Raw genomic sequence first — 18,493 nt, 5'->3', positions numbered from 1 at the left:
GGCGGGCGCGTCGTCGCTGTCACCCGTCGCGTAGGCGACCCTCGGGCGGCGCCGGGCTCGTACAGCGCCCGGAAGCCCTCCTCGAGCTCGGCCTCGGCGCCGGCGCCCCGCCACCCGGCCGCGACCGCGGCGTCCCCGGCGAGCACGACGATGGAGCTGTTGACGCTGACGACGGCACCGAGCCGGTGCGCCACTGCGGAGCCCGTGCCCGGCACCCTGTCCGCGGGTCCGCTACGGCCGCAGGGTCCGCTCGTAGCAGACGGACAGCGTCGAGCCGGCGTACACGCCGAACAGCGGGATGCGGTGGTACCCCTCGCGCTCGTAGAAGCGCTGCGCGTCCGGCTGCTCGGTGCCGGTCTCCAGGCGCAGCGTCGTCCAGCCGCGGGCCAGGGCGGCCTCTTCGAGGGCCCGCAGGACCGCGGTCGCGACGCCGGTGCCGCGGGCCGGCGGCACCACGTACATCCGCTTGATCTCCGCGGCGGACGGCTCCAGGCGGCGCAGGCCACCGCAGCCGACCGCGGTGCCGTCGGCGTCGCCGACCGCGACCAGGAACACGTCGATGTCGCCGGCGCTCGGGGCGGCGCCCGGCTCGTGGTTGTCGTTGCCGTACCGGGCGTCCAGCTCGGCCCGCTGCGCGGCGCGCAGGGCGGCCCCCGCCGGGTCGTCCCAGGCGCGCGCCTCGATCGTCCAGTCCGTCATCGTCACACCCTCACTGCCGCAAGCTCGGAACAAGCGTTACCGTAACAGGTGTTACGAACCGGGAGGGTGAGACGCGTGCCACGCCAACAGCCACGTCAGGAGCAGGGTGAGCTGCTGTCCAGGGCCGTCTGGGACGTGCTCGCCCAGCAAGGGCTCGAACGGCTCACCATCCGGGCCGTCGCGGCCGCCGCCGGCTGCACCACCGGCCTCGTCATGCACCGCTTCCCGAACCGGCGGGCGCTGCTGCGCCACGCCCGGCAGCTGCTGCACGACACGACCCGGGCCCGCGTCGAGGCGCTCGAGGCCGCCGCCGGCTCGCCCCGGGCGGCGCTGCGCGCGGTGCTGCACCAGGGGCTCGCCCTCGACCCGCAGACCACCGCGGAGAGCACCGTGTGGGTCGGGTTCCTCGCCGCCGCGGTCGCCGACGAGGACCTCATCGCCATGCACCGCGCCGGCAACCGGGCCTGGCGGGCCAGGGTCGGCCGGCTCGTCGCGGCGGCCGGGCCGCGGCAGGACCCGGCGACCGTCGCCGACGCGCTCATCGCCATGGTGGAGGGCGCGGCCGCGTTCGCCGCCGCCGACCCGCAGGCCTATCCGCCGCCCGTACAGGTGGCGATGCTGGATCTCACCCTCGGTGCCTTCGGCCTCACCCCCGAGCCCGGACCGCACCCCGTCGAGGCAGCTGGGGCGTCACCGCGAGGGTGAGGCAAAGATCACCGGCGGCACGGCACGGCGTCATCCCTGATGGCAGGCGTGGTCATCTGCCCCAAATGTCGGGCGGTCGCGGACCCCCGGGCCGGGTGACGGGGCCCGCGCGGGGAGTGATTCACGCTGTACGATTCGTCGGTTACTCAGCGAGCCAAGCATGTCGAGCGGGGATGTTGTGATCATCGGAGCGATCCGACGCGGTCGCCTGCGCGCGGTCGCGACGCCCGTCGCACCGCCGGTCGCCGGGGCACGCGGTCCGCTGGCCGCGCGGGCGGTCCTGCGCACCGGCGCGCTGTCCTTCGGCGCGCTCGTCGTGCTCGGCGTCAGCCGCCTCGTCCACGGCTCGCTCGTCGGCCACGCCACCGGCCCGCAGGCCTACGGCGTGATCGGCTCGCTCATCGGCATCACGTACGTCGCGGGCCTGTTCATCCCCGCCGGGCTGGCCAGCGCGATGGCGAAGTTCGTCGCGCACAACCGCGGCCGGTCCGACCCCGCCGCCGCCGAGGCGGTGCACCTGCTGCTGCGCCGCATCTCCGACGCGAGCGCGGTCGTGCTCGGCGTGCTGTCCGCCGTCGCCGCCCGGCTGCTGTTCCCCGTGTCGCTCGCCGACGCCGCCGCCGTCGGCCTGCTCGCCGCGGCGTTCTGCGCGTACAGCGTCGACAAGTCCGCCTTCTACGGGTTCGACCGGGTCGCCCGGTACAGCCGCCTCGAGGTCGCCGGGTCGACCCTGGCGATCCTCGCCACCGTCGCGGTGATCGCCGCCGGGTCGACCGTGTACCTGCTGCCGCTCGCCCTCGGCTACGCCGTCGTCGTCGCCGGTGCCCGGCTCACCCGGCTGCCGGACACCCCCCGCGGCGCCGCCCCGCCGCCGCCCGTGCCCGCCGGTCACCGCCGCGAGGTCCTCGCCTTCGCCGGGCTCGCCGCGCTCGGCGCCGGGTCCGCGGCCGGCCTGCTGCAGGGCCTGCCCCTGCTGGCCAGCGCGTTCGCGTCCGGGCCGGACGTCGGTTACCTGGTGACCTCCGTGACGCTGGTGTCGCCGCTGTACCTGCTGCCGCGGGTCCTCGGCCTCGCGCTCTTCCCGGCGATGTCGCACGCGCAGGGCGAGGGCGACGCGACCGCGGTGCGCCGCAGCACCGACCTGTCGATGCGCGGCACGGTCGTGGTCCTCGCGGCGCCACTGGCCGCCGCCCTGCCCCTCGCGCAGCCGCTGCTGCGCCTGTACGGTGGCGACGCGTTCGCCGCCGGCGCGCCCGAGCTGCGGTTCATGCTCGTCGCGACGTACGTGGCGGTCCTCGCGACGGGGCCGGTCAACGCGCTGTCCAGCGGGTCGCTGCGCGACTCCCTGCGACCCGTCGGCTATGCGGTGGCGGGCTGCGTCGCCGGCGTGCTGCTCGCCGTGCCGCTCGGCCGGGCGTACGGCGGCGCCGGGGTCGCCGCGGCCTACCTCGCGGCGATGCTGGTCACCACCGGCGGGCCGGTCGCCGCGGCGTGGCGGCGCTGGCGCATGCCGTGGGCCGGCACCGTCGTGCGCGGTGCGCTCGTCGTGGCGGCCGCCGCGGCGCTCGCCGTCGCCGGCGACACCGTCGACCTCGCCGTGGCCCGGCCGGTGACCCAGCTGGTCGCGGCCCTCGCGGCCGGAGGGCTCGCCGTGCTCGTGTTCGCCCGGGACGGCCGGTCCCTGCTCACCAGGATGGACGAAGGCACCGCATGAACGACACGACACGCACGGTGAGCCCGCGCGACCGGTGGATCCGGCCCGTCGACCTCACCCTGTACGTGCTGCTGGCCGCGCTGCTGCTGCTCGTGCTGTCCGAGGCCTGGCTCAACGGGGTGCTGCTGGAGACACCGTCGGCGAGCTACGGCACGGTGCCGCCGACGACCTGGCCGCGGGTGCTGAAGAACGCCCTGTACCTGGCGCTGCTCGCCGCCGCCGCGCTCAAGTACACGCTGTCGCGCCGCTGGCGCAGCCTGCTCACCGGCGCCGACGCCGCGCTCGTCGTGCTCGCCGTGGTGCTGGTGCTGGCCGGGCTCGCCTCCGACTCGCCGCTGCCGCTCATCGCCAAGGGCATGTTCGTCTACCTGCGCGGCGCCATCGTCTTCTACGCCTGGCGGGCGCTGCGCCCCGGCCCGGCCGCGGTGCGCCGGTTCCTGCTCGCGCTCAGCCCGGTGATCGCCGTGCACGTGCTGGCCGCCATCGCCCAGTTCGCGTTCGGCTGGCCCGCGTACTCGATGTTCGGCTGGACCGACACCACCTGGTTCACCATCAACCGGGCCCAGGGCGTCTTCCGCCACCCCAACGACATCGGCCACCTCATCGCGCTCGCGCTGCTCGGCCTCGCCGCCTACCTGGCCGTGCGCCCCCGCCGCCGGCCGCTGCTGTGGGGCGCGGTGCTGCTGCTCGGGCTCGGCCTGGCCGCCAGCCAGTCCCGCGAGTCGATGCTCGCCGTGATGGCCGGGCTCGTCGTCGTCGCCCTCGTCAACCGGGTCCGTGTCGCCCCGGTCGCCGGGGTCGCCCTCGTCGTCGTCGCCACCGCCGCGCTGCCGCTGCTGGTCACCCCCAGCAACCGCGCCGAGTGGAACCGCCGCTTCGCCGGCGTCGTCAACGCGGTCGAGGCACCGAGCGGCTACCGCGAGGGCGAGGCACCCGCGCCCGCACCCACCTGCGACAAACCCGAAGGCTGCCAGGCCGAGCCGGTCCCGCCGCCCGCCGAGCGTGAGATCCGCATCCTGTACGCGCGGCAGGCCGCCAAGCTGTGGGTGCACCGCCCGCTGCTCGGCTACGGCACCGGACAGTTCGGCGGCTACGTGGCGTACCAGAACAACCCCCACTGGAACGAGAACCCCCGCTTCGGACCCGGCGGGTTCAACCTGCACGGCTTCTACACCGAGACGGTCGACTCGTTCTGGATCCACCTCGGCGTGGAGACCGGGGCGCTCGGCGCGCTGGCGTACCTGGCGTGGCTGTTCCTGCTGTGCCGCCCGCTGCTGCGCCAGGCCCGCCGCCGCCCCGACCCGGCGGCCGGCCGGCAGGCCCGCCGCCGCGCCCCACCGGCCGTGTACGCGTGGGCCGTCGCGTCCGTCGCCGCGTCCGTGCTCATCGCGTTCCTGGCCATCGCGCTGGAGGATCCGCTGTTCCCGGCGCTGCTGTTCACCGTCCTCGGCATCGCCTGGACGCTCGGCGTGCCCGAGGCCGGCCGCGGCAGGACCCGCGCCCCCGGCGAGCCCCTGCGCGTCGGCATGGTCATCATCAGCGAGTACGAGGCGAACGCGCGGGTCCGCCGGGAGGCCGAGGCCCTCGCCGCCCGCGGCGACGACGTCACCGTGCTCGCCCTGGACCGCACCGGCGCGCCGCGGGTCGAGATGATCGACGGGGTGCGGGTCGTGCACCTGCGGGTGCGCAAGTACCGCGGCGACTCCACCCTCGCCTACGTCCAGCTCTACGGCGCCTTCTTCGTCGCCGCCACCTGGTGGCTGATCCGCCGCCCGCGCGCCTTCGACCTGGTGCACGCGCACACCATGCCGGAGGCCGTCGTCTTCGCCGCCGCCGCCCAGAAGCTCGCCGGCGTGCCGATCCTGCTCGACGTGCACGACCTCACGTACCAGCTGTTCGCCTCGAAGTTCCGCGACCGGGGCCTCATCATGCGCGGCATCAAGCTGTCCACCCGCGCCGCGCTCGCCTTCGCCGACGAGGTCCTGACCGTCCACGAACCGTACGCCGAGACCGTGCGCACCCTCACCGGCCGCCGGATCACGATCGTGCTCAACAGCGCCGACGAGCGGCTCTTCCCGCCGCGCCCGTACCGTGCCCCAGCACCGGGCCAGGTCCTCTTCAGCTACCACGGGCTCATCGCCCCCCGCCACGGCCTGGACAACGTCGTGGAGGCCCTGGCCGCCCTGCGCCGCGAGATCCCCCACGCCCGCCTGCAGGTCCTCGGCAGCGGCGACGGCCTCGCCCCGCTGCGCGCCCGCGTCGCCGACCTGGGTCTGCACGACGCCGTCACCCTCCCCGACGGCGTGGTCCCCATCACCGCCATCCCCCCGGCCCTGGAGCACGTCACCTGCGGCGTCGTCCCGAGCCGCCTCGACCCGTGGACCAACGAGGTCCTGCCGACGAAACTCCTCGAGTACGCCAGCCTCGGCATCCCCGTCATCACCTTCCGCAACCACGTGATCGCCCGCTACTTCCCCGACGACGCCGTCACCTACGTCGACCCGGCCACCCCCGAGACCCTCCTCGCCGCGATGCGCCTCCTCGCCACCAACCCCGCGTTGGCCGCCGACCGCGCCGACCGCGCCTCAGCCGTGATGCGGGACCTGTGCTGGAGCTCCCAGCGGCCGGTGTACCTCGCCCTGATCGACCGCATGACCGGCAACGCTCCCGCCACGGGCCCGCTCCCGCCGTCCGGCGTCCCGACCCCCCGCCACCCTTCATCCACCGCGCCGTCCCCCGAACCCACCCTGGTCCCAGCGCAACGCACCCGCCCCACCCACGACCCAGCCCCAGCCAACGACGGCCTCTGACCCCGCCTTCCGCGTCGTCCCGAGCACCTGCGCGGTGGACCAGCGCGGTCCGCCAGCGCGGTGGGCCAGCGTGGTGGGCCAGCGTGGTGGGCCAGCGTGGTGGGGCCAGCGCTATGGGCAGCGCCGCGGGGCAGCGCTATGGGGCAGCATCGCGGGCCAGCGCTATGGGGCAGCGCGGCAAGCCAGCGCGGTGCGCCAGCGTCTCGGCAGCGTCGTGGTCCAGCGTCGAGTCCCGACCCTCGCCAGCCCGGTCAGTCCTCGTCCCCGGCGCCGTCTGTCCGGCCATTTACAGCCGCTCCGGCCCCAGCGCAACGCACCGGCGCTGTGGTCGGCTGCGCCGTGGTGGGCCGTGAGGCGGATGCCACGATGATCGCCGCCAGCGGACACGGCACCACACGCCCGCCGACCAGCACGGAGCGTTGACCAGCGATGCCTCTGACCCCGTCTTCCGGGCGTGTCGAGGGACCAGCACGGTGGGCCAGCGCGGCGGGGCAGCGCCGTGGTCCAGCGCGGTGCACCAGCACCGCGGTCCAGCGCCGTAGGGCAGCGTCGAGTCCCGACCCCTCGCCAGCCCTCGCTAGTCCGGTCAGCCCTCGTCCCCGGCGCCGTCTGTCCAGCCGTCCCGAGCCGCCCCGGCCCGAGCGCAGCGCACCCGCGCTGTGATCGGCGCCGTGGCCGGCCGTGAGGCGGGTGCCACGATGATCGCCGCCAGCGGACACGGCACCACACGCCCGCCGACAAGCAGGGAGCGTTGAGCAGCGAAGGCCGCTGACCCCGTCTTCCGGGACGTGTCGACGGGGCAGCGTCGTGGGGCAGCGTCGTGGGGCAGCGTCGTGGGGCAGCGCCGTGGGGGAGCGCCGAGTCCCGACCTTCGCCAGCCCGGTCAGCCCTCGTCGCCGGCGCCGGCTGTAAGGCCATCCCCAGCGGCCCCGACCCGAGCGCAATGCACCCACGCTGCGGTTGGCCGTGCCGTGGTTGGCCGTGCCGTGGTTGGCCGCGCCGTGCAGCGGTTACCGGCCGCCGCGCCTGGCGCTTGCCGGCTTCCGAGCGTGCCCGGCTTCCGAGCGTGCTGAACGCTGCCTGCGCCACATGCTGCGTGCGAACGTGCGTGGAGACGGCACAGCACCACCGTTGGCGTGGGACGAAGGACCCCATGGTCGGGACGCGCAGCTCCGCCGCGCATCGCGGCACGACGGCCAATCCTGATCACGTCCGCACAGCGTCAGTACGGAGGCCTCGCCCCCTCCCTTCGTGCGATCCCTTCAGCGGTCATCAGCGCCCGTGCGACGGCGGAGGCGGACGAGCGGCGCACCGGGAACGAACACTGCCGAACCCGACACGGCGGCCCAGCCGCCACGATCCGCCAAGGAGATTGCGGCAGTGCAGTGCGGGCGCCGCAAGGAGCAGCCGGTGACGAGAAGGGCCGGCGACCGCCGGGCTGGATGACGAAGGACCGGCCGCCGCTGACTGCCGCCGTGCACAACGGCCCATCGCAGGTGATCGCGGACCGGACCTCCCGGCCGCCCGCTTCGGCGTGGTCACCGGGCGACGCGCTGCCGGAGTGCGCGGCGCCGGCGCCGGCGTCGACACAACCGGCGTCGTTGCCCGAGAGACCGGTGCCGCCGCGACGTCGCTCGCCGTGACGGGCCTGGAAGCCGCGGTGGCGGCCACGTCCGTCGGCGCACACGCCACAGCAGCCGCCGGCCTCGTGGGACGGCCCGGTGCGGTCGCTCGGCGAGCGCGTGCGGCTGACGAGGGGCCCGAGGAACCACCATGCGCCGCCGCGTCCAGCTCCGCCGCCAGCCGGGCGTTGCGCAGCCTGGTCAGCTTCGTCGCGTGGCGGGCTGCGAGGCCGTGTGCGCGGGCCTCGGCGAACTCCGCCCGCCGCTGCGCCTTCGCCGCGAGCCGGCGCTGCCGCTCGGCGCCCAGTGCGGCGAAGCGAGCCTCCCAGCCGCTCGGCCCCACGGCCGGATCCGTTGCGTCCCAACCGAAACACGCTCGTGCCACGTGCCGCCTCCCCCCGGTAGGCGTGACCCCTCAATCCTCGCGGTCGCACACCCCCGCGTCCAGCGCCATCACCGCCAGCGACCGAACCACTACTTGACGACGAGCGGGCTGGTGGGGTTCAGGACGCGGCGGTAGTGGTCGATGATCTGGCGGCCGATGACGGTCCAGTCGAGCCAGGCGTTCACCTCGCGGCCGTTGGAGCGGGTACCCGCCTCGAACACCTCGACGCAGCGGTCCACCAGGCCCTCGACCAGCTGGGCGCGGGTCTGCGGAGTGCCCCACGGCTCGGGGAACTCGACGACCGCCGACGGGTGCACGCCGTCGAGGACCTCGGCCACGTCGCCGACGTCGGTGGTGACGACCGGCAGGTTGATCGCGGTGGCTTCCTTCACGACGGTGGGGGAGCCCTCGTACCCCTTGCGCGAGGTGAACAGCAGCACGTCGGCCGCCAGGAACTTGGGCACGATGCCCTCGCGGGTCTGGCCGGGCTCGGCGAGGACCAGCTCGCGGACGGGCCAGCCGCGGCGGGCCAGCTCAGCGAGCACGTCGGTGAACACGTCGTGGCCCTTCACCCAGTTCGCCGGTACGCCGCCGAACAGCACCACCTTCTCGTGCTCGGCGAACCCGAGCGCGGCCCGCGGCGCCCGGCGGTCGGCGGGGCGCAGCAGGTCGAAGTCGACGCCGTTGGGGATGACCTCGCCGTCGGGGTCCTTGGCGGCGACGGCCATGCGGCGCGAAACGTACACCTTGTCGGCCACCCCGCCCCAGCCGAGCTTGGTGATCCAGCGCTGCCAGTGCCAGTTGACGTCGTGGCCGTACAGGTTGAGGATGCGCGGCACGCCGCCGATGAACCTGGTCGCGACGCCGGTCATGCCGTGGTGCACGTGCACGAGGTCGTAGCCGCCGGCGCGGACGAGGCGGCGGATGCGGGGCGCGGCGAGCAGGTAGTCACGCCGGCCACGGGCCTGCGCGACGATCTCGACGTCGGCGTGGACGCCGAGCGCGCGCAGCGCCTCGACCTGCTCCTTGACGAAGATGCCGCGGAAGCTGTCGCCCTCCGGCCACATGTTGGTGACGTGCAGCACGCGCAATCCGGCGCCCGGCAGGTCGGTCACTGTCGCTCCTCGAGATCGGGGCTCACCGGCCGGGTGCCTCGGTGAGCACCTGCCGGATCTGCCCGTACGCGGTCTTCGGCCGGAACGCGTCGTCGAACAGGCACGCGTTGCCCCAGCCAGGGTAGGCGTGCGGGATCCACGAGTACGCGTCGGTGAATCCCCACACGGTCACGGACACGCAGCGCGGGACCGCGAGGCAGTCGCGCAGGACCCCCGCGTACACGACGGCCTGCCCGGAACGGGACGTATCGGTCGCCGCGCCGGCGCTGCGCACGTCGAGTTCGGTGATCGCCACCTCGACCCCGAGGTCGGCGAACCGGCGCAGGTTGTCCCGCAGCGTCTTGGGCGGCGTGTCGATGGTCACATGGGTCTGGAAGCCGACCCCGTCGACCGGCACGCCGTCCGCGCGCAGCTTCGCGACCATCGTGTACAGGGCGTCGCTCTTCCGGTTGAGGTTCTCGACGCCGAAGTCGTTGATGTACAGCTTGGCCTGCGGGTCCGCCTCGTGCGCCCAGCGCAGGGCGTCGGCGATGTAGCCGGGACCGAGCGCGTTGAGCCAGAAGGACTTGCGGAGCTGCCCCGACGCGTCCGCCAGCGGCTCGTTGACGACGTCCCAGACGCCGATTCGGCCACGGTACCGCCCGACGGTCGCCTGAATGTAGCTTCGCAGCAGCTCACGCAGCTGGTCGGGGCTGAACGAGCCCTTCTCCAGCCAGGCCGGCAGCGCCATGTGCCACACCAGGGTGTGCCCGCGCACCGCCATGCCGTTGGCCTCGGCGAACCCGACCAGCGCGTCGGCGCCCGACCAGTCGAACTGGCCCTCGGCCGGCTGCAGCACGTCCCATTTGAGCTGGCTCTCCGCGGTGATGCTGCCGAACTCCTGGGTCAGCGTGGTGCGGTAGCGCTCGTCACGTTCGAACGGCGCCGGCTGTACCGCCGTGCCGATGTCGAGATGCCACGGCTTCGCCAGCTGCTGCAGCCCGCCACCGACACCGGCCGCCGCGGTCGGGGACGGTTTGGCCGGCTGGACGGCGCCCGGCCCGTCGGACCGCGACCAGAGCGCGGAGGCGCCGCCGATCGTCGCGAGCAGGACTGTGACGCAGGTCCAGACCCTGGCGAGCGGATGCATCGCCAGCCTGCGCATCGCCCCCGTCTCCACCGCCAAGCTGCCCCGATCGTTATAGACGTCCGTATGGCACCCTAGCCGAGGAGTCTGTGAACCCGGGGGTCGGGCGCGCGGCCGCACGTCGGCGCCGCGGTGCTGTACCGTGCCGTGGGCTGCGTCGACGCGGGGCCAGGATCTCGGTGTGGTGCCCTGGCTTCGATGCCGCACAATGCATGTGGAGCGGGACGTCTTGGAGGACGGGGATGCAACCATCGGAGCAGGGCGGCGCGTTGTTCCGACCGTTGTCATTGATCCATCGCAACACTGCGTATGAGGTCTGGCACGCGGTGTCGCCGGCCGGCCGGCCTGCGGTCCTGGTCGGGCTGCCCACCGCCATCGCCGGTTACAAGCCGGCCCGCGACGCGTTCGCCGCCGCCGTCAACTGGGCCCTGCGCGGCCCGTACGCGACGATCGAGGTTCTCGGCCACGACGGCTCCGGCGCCGTGCCGTGGATCGCCATCCTGCCCGAGGCGCGGGTCGTGTCGGCCAACGCGTTCGTGCAGTACCTGGTGTCGATCGAGCCGCCGACGCAGCAGATGACGCCGCAGCAGGCCGCGCAGGTCGCCCAGGCAGCGCAGGCCGTGCAGACCGCGCCGCCCGGGCCGTCCGGCCCGTCCGCGCCGCCCGCGCCGTTCGCGGGGCAGCAGCCTGTGGCGCCCCCGCAGCAGCCTGTCGTGGCAGCGCAGCAGCAGCCGTTCGTGCCGGCGCAGTGGGCCGGGACGCAGCAGCCGCCCGCGGCGCCGCCCGTGTCCTCGCCGCCCGTGTCGCCGCCCGCGCCGCAGGTGCCGCACCAGCAGCCGGTGCAGCAGCCCGGGCCGCCGCCGCTGACGCCGCACTGGCCGACGACGCAGGACACGCTGCCGGTGCCGCCGCCGACCGTGTCGATGCCGTCGGTGTCGGCGCCGCCCGCTTCCAGCCCGCCGGTGTCGGGTCCGCCGGTGTCGATGCCCCCGGCGGTGTCCATGCCGTCCGCGTCGACCCCGCCGGTGTCAATGCCCGCGGTGTCCATGCCGTCGGTGTCGGCGCCGCCCGCTTCCAGCCCGCCGGTGTCCGGCCCGCCGGTGTCCATGCCGTCCGCGTCCGTGCCGCCGGTGTCAATGCCGTCGGTGTCGGCGCCGCCGGCGTCCGGTCCTCCCGCGTCCGGTCCTCCCGCGTCCGGTCCTCCCGCGTCCGGTCCTCCCGCGTCCGTGCCGCCGGTGTCGATGCCGTCCGTGTCGGCGCCGCCGGCGTCCGGTCCTCCCGCGTACACGCCGCCGGCGTCCGGTCCTCCCGCGTACACGCCGCCGGTGTCGGGTCCGCCCGTGTCGATGCCGTCCGCGTCCAGCCCGCCGGTGTCGGGTCCGCCGGTGTCGCCGCACTGGCCTGTGGTGCAGACGCCGCCCGTGGCGTCGGTGTCGTCGCCGCCCGTGTCCGCGGCTCCGGCGCAGCCCGTGTCGGCTGCCCCCGCGCAGCCTGTGTCCGCCGCCCCCGCGCAGCCCGTGTCGGCGGCGCCTGCCGCGGCCGAGGCTGCGCCGGCTGATGTGTGGCCGGCGGTCGAGCCGGGGCCGGTCGCGCCGTGGGCGCCACCGCCGCCGCGGGAGCCGTCCGGGTGGACCCAGGTGGCTGCGCCGGCGCAGCAGCAGCCGGCCGGCACCGTCCCGGCGGCCGGGCAGGATCCGGTGGCGCCGCCCGCGGCCGAACCGGTGCAGGCCGTATACGTGCCCGGCAACCCCGTGGCCCGCCAGGCACCGCCGGCGACGTCGTGGCCGTCCTGGGACGAGCCGAGCCCACCTGCCGATGACGCCTCGGCAGCGGTACCGCCACTGCCCCAGCCGGGCGAGTGGCCCTCGCAGCAGCGGGCGCGCCGCGGGGCCGGGCGGACCGTGGCGTACATCGCGGCGGCGGTGGTCCTCCTGCTGCTCATCGGCGGCGGCGTCACGTGGCTGGTGCTCAACAACGATAAGGGCACGCCGACCGTGGCGGCCTCCAGCGGGCCGGCGAGCCCGAGCCCGTCGCCGTCGCCGACCGAGGTCCTGCCGGTGTTCAACACCTCGGCGGCGCCGGTCAGCGTGCTCGGCGGCACCTGGCAGCCCGGGGACCAGACCAAGACGTGGGACTTCGGCAACTGGCCGTTCGCGTTCCGCACCGCGGCTGACGTCACCTGTGAGTTCTGGGTCGGTGAGCCGAACTACAAGGCGTACAACTGCAACCGCGGCGTCAACCCGGCGCACACGGTGATGGCGATCGTGGTGCGACGCTGTGCGAACCAGTGCGACGAGGCCGAGCAGGCGCAGCTGGAGACGACGACGCCGTGGAAGCCGGACGTGACGCTCACCACCAAGGACCCCGTGACCAAGTTCGGCAACGTGGACTACGGCGACGGGCGCCAGCAGTTCACGATGGTCCACTACTTCGGTAAATCGGCCGGTGCGCCGTTGGAGTGGGTGGTCATCTTCCAGGGCAACTCGCCGAACAAGGACCACGAGCTCGTCCTGAAGGCCGCCAACGACATCCGGTCCCAGACCCCGTGATTTTCAGGCGGACCATGCGCCCGCGGCGCCCGCTATAGACTCCGCCGCATGACGACGGCCAACGACGCGGCACCGGCCGGCGCCGACCCCGACGACACCGGGTCGACGCCGGCCACGACCGGTGCGGCCGATGCCGATCCGGCGCCGGCCGCGGACAAGGCCAAGGCCGCGGCAGCCGCGGACGACGTCGACACGGCACCGGCGACCGACGAGCCGGATCACACGGATCACCCGGACGGCGTGACGGCCGCCGACGGCACGGACACCACCGCTGGCGAAGACACCGATCAGCCCGCAGCCTCGACCACGGACGCCACCGTCGACGCCGATCAGCCCGAAGACGCCGATCAGCCCGAAGACGCCGATCAGCCCGCCGTGGCGACCATGGGCGCCGCCGACGCCGAAGCCGCGACCGACACCGCCGAAGACGCCGTCCCGCCGCGGCGCCGGCGGCGGTGGCTGCGCGTCCTCACCGTCACCGCCGTCGTCCTCGTCGTGCTCGCCGGCGCCGCGGTCGGTGCCGCCGCGCTCCTCGTGCGCCGCTACGACCACAGCGTCCACCAGGAGCCCCTGCTCGGCGCGGCCGCCGTGCCCGCGCCGACCACCAAGCAGGAGGACGGCCGCGCCCTCATCGAAGGGCCCCTCAACATCCTGCTGGTCGGCATCGACGAGCAGGACGACGACCCGGGCGCCGGTGCCCGCTCCGACTCGATCATCATCCTGCACGTCAACGCCGACCACTCGAAGGCGTACCTGCTGTCGATCCCGCGCGACACCAGGGTGCAGCTGCCGGCGTACCCGAAGAGCCGCTACTCCGGCGGGATGGACAAGATCAACGCGGCGTTCTCGGTCGGGTGGCGCAACGGGGGCGGGCGCGGCGGCGGGTTCGAGCTGCTCAGCCTCGCCGTGCAGAAGCTGACCGGGCTGAGCTTCAACGCCGGCGGCATCGTGAACTTCCAGGGGCTCACCGCCGTGGTCGACGCGCTCGGCGGGGTCGACATGTGCGTCGACGAGGAAGTGACGTCCATCCACGTCGGCTGGGACGCGCAGGGCAACCGGAAGGTGCCGTACATCCTGATGGCGCCCGACTTCGCCCACGCGGAGAAGCAGCCCGGGGTGCGGGCGCAGGTGTACCACGTCGGGTGTCAGCACTTCAACGGCTGGCAGGCCCTGGACTACGTGCGGCAGCGCGAGCTGATCCCGGACGGCGACTACGGCCGCCAGCGCCACCAGCAGCAGCTGCTGTCCGCCCTGGCCGGCAAGCTCACCGCGTCGGGCATGCTCAGCGACCCGCTGGGCACCGACCGGGCGCTGCGGGCACTGGGCAACTCGGTGACGTTCGACGGCAACAATGTCTCGCTGCTCGACTGGATCTTCACGCTGAAGGGCCTGCGCCCGGCGAACCTGACGATGCTCAAGACCAACGGCGGCAAGTTCACCACCGAGGTCATCGGTGGCCGGTCGTACGAGGCGACGTCCGCGACGAGCCTGGAGATGTACGCCGCGGCGAAGAACGACACCCTGGACGCGTTCGTCGCCGCCCACCCGGACTGGGTCAGCACGTGAAGGTGCTCATCGTCGGCGGCGCCGGGTACATCGGCAGCAGCATCGCCTCGGCCTGCCTGGACGACGGGATCACCCCGATCGTCCTGGACAACCTGAGCACCGGGGTCGAGGCGTTCCTGACGGGCCGGGAGGCGTACATCGGGGACATGGCCGACCAGGTCCTGCTGGACAAGGTGTTCCACGACCATCCGGACATCGCCGTCACGATCCACTGCGGGGCGCTCATCGTCGTGCCCGACTCGGTCCGCGAGCCGCTGCGGTACTACCGGGAGAACGTCGCCAAGTCGGTCGAGCTCGTCGACGGGCTGGTCCGCAACGGCTGCCGCCGCATCATCTTCAGCTCCACCGCCGCCGTGTACGGCCAGACCGACTCCCTCGTCGTCGACGAGTCGCTGCCCGCCGCGCCGAGCAGCCCGTACGGGCGCACCAAGGCGATGCTGGAGGACATCCTGCGCGACAGCGCCGAGGCGTTCGGCCTGGGCGCGCTGGCGCTGCGCTACTTCAACCCGATCGGCGCCGACCCGCGGCTGCGCACCGGCCTGCAGACCAGGCGCCCGACGCACCTGCTCGGCCGGCTCATCGAGGCCGCCGAGACCGGCACGCCCCTCACCGTCACCGGCGTGGACTGGCCGACCCGCGACGGCACCGGCATCCGCGACTACGTCCACGTGTGGGACCTGGCCCGCGCCCACGTCGCCGCGGTCCGCGGCTTCGACGCCGTGTGCCCGCCGGGCAGCTTCGTCGCCGCGAACCTCGGCTCCGGTGCCGGCTGCACCGTCCTGGAGATGGTCGAGGCGTTCGCCGAGGTCAGCGGTGTGCGTGTACCGGTCGAACCCGCCGCCCGCCGCAAGGGCGACGTCCCGGGCGGCTACGCCCGCTGGGATCGCGCCCACGCCCTGTTCGGCTGGCGCCCGACACTGACCCTGCAGGACGGCATCCGCGACGCCCTGCGCTGGATCGAGGCCCGCCCGTCCGTCCTCGGCGACTGACCGGCTCCCGACCGCCGGGCCCGGCACCGCAGTCAGGCACGGTGACGCCGGTCGGCGGTCGGTGCGATGCGCCGGTCGGGTTGCCACGTGCCGGCGAGACAGCGATGCCGGCACGCCGGAGGTGCCCCGTGGTCCCACCGCAGCAGGCTGGTCGTGGTGCGGCGCCGCAGCGCACGGCGGGTCCGAGGGATGTCAGCGGTCCGCCGCGGGTTTGCGGGTGATGCGGTACTCGAGCGTGAGGAACGGCAGGCCGAACAGGGTGAACGCGTGGTCGGCGCGCAGCTCGCCGGCGGTGACGTACACGTCGAGGGATTCGGTGAAGCCGTGCACGGCGAGCGTGGACAGGTCGCGGCTGGTGGGGTCGATGTAGCTGAGGTAGTGGCCGGTCTGTCCGTCGCCGCGGCTGGTGAGGCGCAGGCCGCCGTCGGGGCGCTGGCGGGGTGCGAGGGTGGCGGTGAAGTTGGCCTGCGGCAACGGGAAGCCGACGCTGACGTAGCCGCGGTCGTCGTGGCGGTACGTGGTGTAGACGCCGACGTAGATGGGCTCGCCGGTGGTGGCGTAGCTGCGGATCCAGCCGCGGGTCGACACGACGGCGGTGTCGGGGTCGCTGATCGTGTCGATGCGGCTGTGCACGCCCTGCTGCGCCTCGCGCAGGTTCATCGGCACGTTCGCCTGGCCGAGCGGGCGGGCGACGAGGGTGCGGTACAGCAGATATCCGGGCCGGACCCAGGGGCGCCAGCGGGGCACGATGTCGAGCGTGAAGCGGGTGGTGTGCTCGTAGAACTCGCGCACGAGGGGGTCGACGGCGGCCGGGTCGAAGTCGGGGCCGTGCAGCGCGTCCAGGGACGCGACGATGCCGACGTCCGGGGCGGCCTCCCGGTAGACGCCGCCGGTCGCCTCGGCGAGGGCCCGCACGTAGCCGGTGCCGACGTAGCGGGTCCGCGCCTCCAGCGGCACCACGAACGGCAGCCGCCCGGCCGGCGCCTTGCCCGCCACGAGCGTCACCTGCGGCTCGCGGAACAGCAGCTGGGACAGCGTGCGGAACGCGACCACGCTCGCCGCGGCGACCTGCGCCGGCGGCCGGCCGCGCAGGGCGGCACCGACGGCGAGCCCGACGACGGGGCCGAGCGCGACCTTCTCCGGGCGGATCCCCATCGCCCCGGCGATCGCGCCGCCGGCCACGCCGACGGCGAGGGGGCTCGCGCCCGCCTTGCCGGCGACCCAGCCCGCCGGGGCGGCGATCGCCCCGCTGGCCGCGATCCTGGACCAGACGGCGGGGATCTCGTCCGGCCGCTGCCTGGCCCGGGCCACCGTGTCGACCGCCGCGAGGGCGGCGGCGCCGAGCAGGGCGCCCCGCACCGCGCCGCGCGGGCCGCGGTGTGCGGTGAGGGCCGCGCCGGCGGCCGCCCCCATCGCCGCGGCGAATCCGATGCCCTGCACCCGTTTCGCGTCCATGGCGTCTGTTCTACACGGCGCCGGTCGCGCCGCGACGGTCAGCTCTGCCGCAGCGCCGGCATCGGGATCTGGATCTGGTACGCGGTGGCGCCGGCGCCCGTGCCGCCCTGGCAGGTGTTCGGCGGGACGGTGCCGATGCCGCGGGTGGAGGGCCGCTCGGCCGCCCAGAACATGTACCCGAGCAGGCCGGCCGTGGTGCCCGCGCCGTTGGGCGCCGCGGACTGCACGAACGTGCCGGTGGCGCGCTGCAGCGAGGTGGCGTAGTCGGTGCACTCGGGCAGTGGGCGGTTGCCGTAGGCGACGTACAGCCCGGCGGTGAACTTCGCCGGTGCGAGCGGCGGCACGGGCGGTGAGTAGTTCGACTTGCCGTCGATGTGCTCCTGCCAGTCGGCCACGGCCGAGCTCGCGGACGCCGGCCGGGCCGGCACCATCGCGTTGGCGTAGTCGAGGACCGGGCGGTCGGTGCGCAGCCAGTCGGCGGTCGCCTTGCGGTTCAGCGCGATGAGCCAGCGGTCGCCGGCGGCCACGTCGATGGTGAGCCGGGCCGCCGGGTTCGCCCCGGTCGCGTCGTACGGCAGGACCGCCCGGTACGCGTCGATGAACGCCTGCAGCCCGGTCAGGTTGGGCGAGGTGTTCTCCTCGTAGTCGATCTCGATGCCCACGCCGAGCCGGCGGGCGGCGTCGGCGGCGTTGCGGCCGAACTGGGCGGCGTTCTCGGCGAGGGCCGCGTTCCAGGCGTCGGTGTACGTGATGCCGCCGATCGACAGCATCACGCGGATGCCGCGGCTGGTGAAGTAGCCGACGATCTCCGGGGTGATGCCGCGCGGGATCCCGTCGACGGTGGTGGCGTCGTCGGTGAGGTGCAGCAGCTTCGCCGGGTCGACGAAGCTGAGCACGACGACGTTGACCGACGGGCGGCCGTCGCCGCGGTCGATGAGCCAGTGGTTCTGCGTGTCGAACTCGGCGACCGTCCGGGTCGTGCCCCAGGTGCAGAAGTCGTTGCCGCAGTGCCAGGCGCCGTACACCTGCACCGGGGTGACCGCTGCCGCGGCCGGCGCGGCGGGGGCGACGAGGAGGGCGGCGAGCAGGGCGAACGCTGTCAGGATCCGGCGCATGGAGGGCTCCCTCGACCGCATGGGCATCGATCTGGAAAGAAGCCTAACCGTAACGTCGGACGGCTGTACATCGCCGCGGCGCGGAGCGATCTGGGGCCCGATTCCGTTACACCGGCGCGGGCAGGATCGCCAGCAGCTGGGTCGGCGGCTCGAGGGCGTCGACGATGGTGTCGCCCTCGAGCCACAGCCCACCGGCGCGGCAGACGAGCGCGGCGGCCGCCTCCACGGGGCAGGGCAGCAGGGCGCCGCACGCGCCGCAGCGGGCCGGGTCGTCGGGGTCCCGCTCCAGGTGGCGGGTCTGCAGTTCGGCGGCGGTCTTGACGAGGACGCTGTCAGGGTCGAGGCGCAACATGCCGACGATCGTGCCGCCGGTACCGCCGCCGGCCGCTGCACAAAACGGGTGAAATGCCTGCGTGCGGCGGATCACCCGGCGAACCCGGCATCCGGGTCGGCACAGGGGACGGCGCCCAGGTCAGCGCGAGGGCTGGCCGGTGCCGTCGCACTGGGTCGCGGCGCCCGTGACGCCGTCGGGCTGGTGCGCCGGCGTCGGGGTGCCGGCGTTGACGTGGACCCGCGCACCACACACCGGGCAGCGGCTCATGGCCTCCGACGATGCCATCTCGTTCACCTCACAACAGACGAA

General features: G+C 74.3%; 14 protein-coding genes. 6 read left to right on the top strand and 8 right to left on the bottom strand.

Annotation, left to right across the window (positions count from 1 at the left end; genetic code table 11):
* Positions 1 to 231 precede the first annotated feature (231 nt).
* Complete coding sequence (locus tag OP18_RS23255) at positions 232 to 699, bottom strand: GNAT family N-acetyltransferase (RefSeq protein ID WP_033361273.1); 468 nt, start codon at positions 697 to 699, stop codon at positions 232 to 234.
* Between the two features lie 75 nt (positions 700 to 774).
* On the opposite strand from OP18_RS23255, the gene OP18_RS23250 reads away from it, so the two are divergent.
* The 3 genes from OP18_RS23250 to OP18_RS23240 all read left to right on the top strand — a co-directional run bounded on the left by OP18_RS23250 (position 775) and on the right by OP18_RS23240 (position 5,928).
* Positions 775 to 1,404: a TetR/AcrR family transcriptional regulator gene (locus OP18_RS23250; RefSeq protein WP_033361111.1), complete on the top strand. Its 630-nt coding sequence runs from the start codon at positions 775 to 777 to the stop codon at positions 1,402 to 1,404.
* A 178-nt stretch (positions 1,405 to 1,582) separates the two neighbouring features.
* Complete coding sequence (locus OP18_RS23245) at positions 1,583 to 3,118, top strand: lipopolysaccharide biosynthesis protein (RefSeq protein WP_033361110.1); 1,536 nt, start codon at positions 1,583 to 1,585, stop codon at positions 3,116 to 3,118.
* On the top strand, positions 3,115 to 5,928 hold the full coding sequence (locus tag OP18_RS23240; protein WP_033361109.1) for a glycosyltransferase: 2,814 nt from the start codon (positions 3,115 to 3,117) through the stop codon (positions 5,926 to 5,928). Before OP18_RS23245 ends, OP18_RS23240 begins: the two co-directional genes overlap by 4 nt.
* A 2,096-nt stretch (positions 5,929 to 8,024) precedes the next feature.
* Here the strand turns inward: OP18_RS23240 and OP18_RS23230 are convergent.
* From OP18_RS23230 to OP18_RS61905, 3 genes are all read right to left on the bottom strand, one after another.
* Complete coding sequence (locus OP18_RS23230) at positions 8,025 to 9,050, bottom strand: glycosyltransferase (RefSeq protein ID WP_052387178.1); 1,026 nt, start codon at positions 9,048 to 9,050, stop codon at positions 8,025 to 8,027.
* Positions 9,051 to 9,072: 22 nt separating this feature from the next.
* Positions 9,073 to 10,194 carry an endo-1,4-beta-xylanase gene (locus OP18_RS23225; protein ID WP_052387177.1) on the bottom strand — a complete coding sequence of 374 codons (1,122 nt, stop codon included), beginning with the start codon at positions 10,192 to 10,194 and terminating at the stop codon, positions 9,073 to 9,075.
* 364 nt (positions 10,195 to 10,558) lie between these two features.
* On the bottom strand, positions 10,559 to 12,118 hold the full coding sequence (locus OP18_RS61905; RefSeq protein ID WP_156089710.1) for a hypothetical protein: 1,560 nt from the start codon (positions 12,116 to 12,118) through the stop codon (positions 10,559 to 10,561).
* On the opposite strand from OP18_RS61905, the gene OP18_RS23215 reads away from it, so the two are divergent.
* From OP18_RS23215 to galE, 3 genes are read left to right on the top strand one after another with little or no spacing between them, the layout of a single operon-like run.
* Complete coding sequence (locus tag OP18_RS23215; RefSeq protein WP_156089709.1) at positions 12,099 to 12,725, top strand: hypothetical protein; 627 nt, start codon at positions 12,099 to 12,101, stop codon at positions 12,723 to 12,725. The two genes, OP18_RS61905 and OP18_RS23215, sit on opposite strands and share 20 nt — an antisense overlap.
* A gap of 48 nt (positions 12,726 to 12,773) precedes the next feature.
* Positions 12,774 to 14,291: an LCP family protein gene (locus OP18_RS23210; protein ID WP_052387176.1), complete on the top strand. Its 1,518-nt coding sequence runs from the start codon at positions 12,774 to 12,776 to the stop codon at positions 14,289 to 14,291.
* Positions 14,288 to 15,280: a UDP-glucose 4-epimerase GalE gene (gene galE / locus OP18_RS23205; RefSeq protein WP_033361105.1), complete on the top strand. Its 993-nt coding sequence runs from the start codon at positions 14,288 to 14,290 to the stop codon at positions 15,278 to 15,280. Before OP18_RS23210 ends, galE begins: the two co-directional genes overlap by 4 nt.
* 192 nt (positions 15,281 to 15,472) lie before the next feature.
* Here the strand turns inward: galE and OP18_RS23200 are convergent, their stop codons facing one another.
* The 4 genes from OP18_RS23200 to OP18_RS57470 all read right to left on the bottom strand — a co-directional run bounded on the left by OP18_RS23200 (position 15,473) and on the right by OP18_RS57470 (position 18,469).
* Positions 15,473 to 16,735 carry a hypothetical protein gene (locus OP18_RS23200; protein WP_033361104.1) on the bottom strand — a complete coding sequence of 421 codons (1,263 nt, stop codon included), beginning with the start codon at positions 16,733 to 16,735 and terminating at the stop codon, positions 15,473 to 15,475.
* A gap of 38 nt (positions 16,736 to 16,773) precedes the next feature.
* Positions 16,774 to 17,850, bottom strand: coding sequence for a glycoside hydrolase family 18 protein (locus OP18_RS23195; RefSeq protein ID WP_033361103.1), 1,077 nt, complete (start codon positions 17,848 to 17,850; stop codon positions 16,774 to 16,776).
* 106 nt (positions 17,851 to 17,956) lie between these two features.
* Complete coding sequence (locus OP18_RS23190; RefSeq protein ID WP_033361102.1) at positions 17,957 to 18,202, bottom strand: hypothetical protein; 246 nt, start codon at positions 18,200 to 18,202, stop codon at positions 17,957 to 17,959.
* 120 nt (positions 18,203 to 18,322) lie between these two features.
* On the bottom strand, positions 18,323 to 18,469 hold the full coding sequence (locus tag OP18_RS57470) for a hypothetical protein (protein ID WP_156089708.1): 147 nt from the start codon (positions 18,467 to 18,469) through the stop codon (positions 18,323 to 18,325).
* Positions 18,470 to 18,493 lie beyond the last annotated feature (24 nt).

The sequence above is a fragment of the Dactylosporangium aurantiacum genome (genome assembly GCF_000716715.1).
GTDB classification, from domain to species: Bacteria; Actinomycetota; Actinomycetes; order Mycobacteriales; family Micromonosporaceae; genus Dactylosporangium; species Dactylosporangium aurantiacum.
The sequence above is the reverse complement of the archived record's forward strand: the minus strand, read 5'-3'. Positions and strand labels throughout refer to the sequence as shown.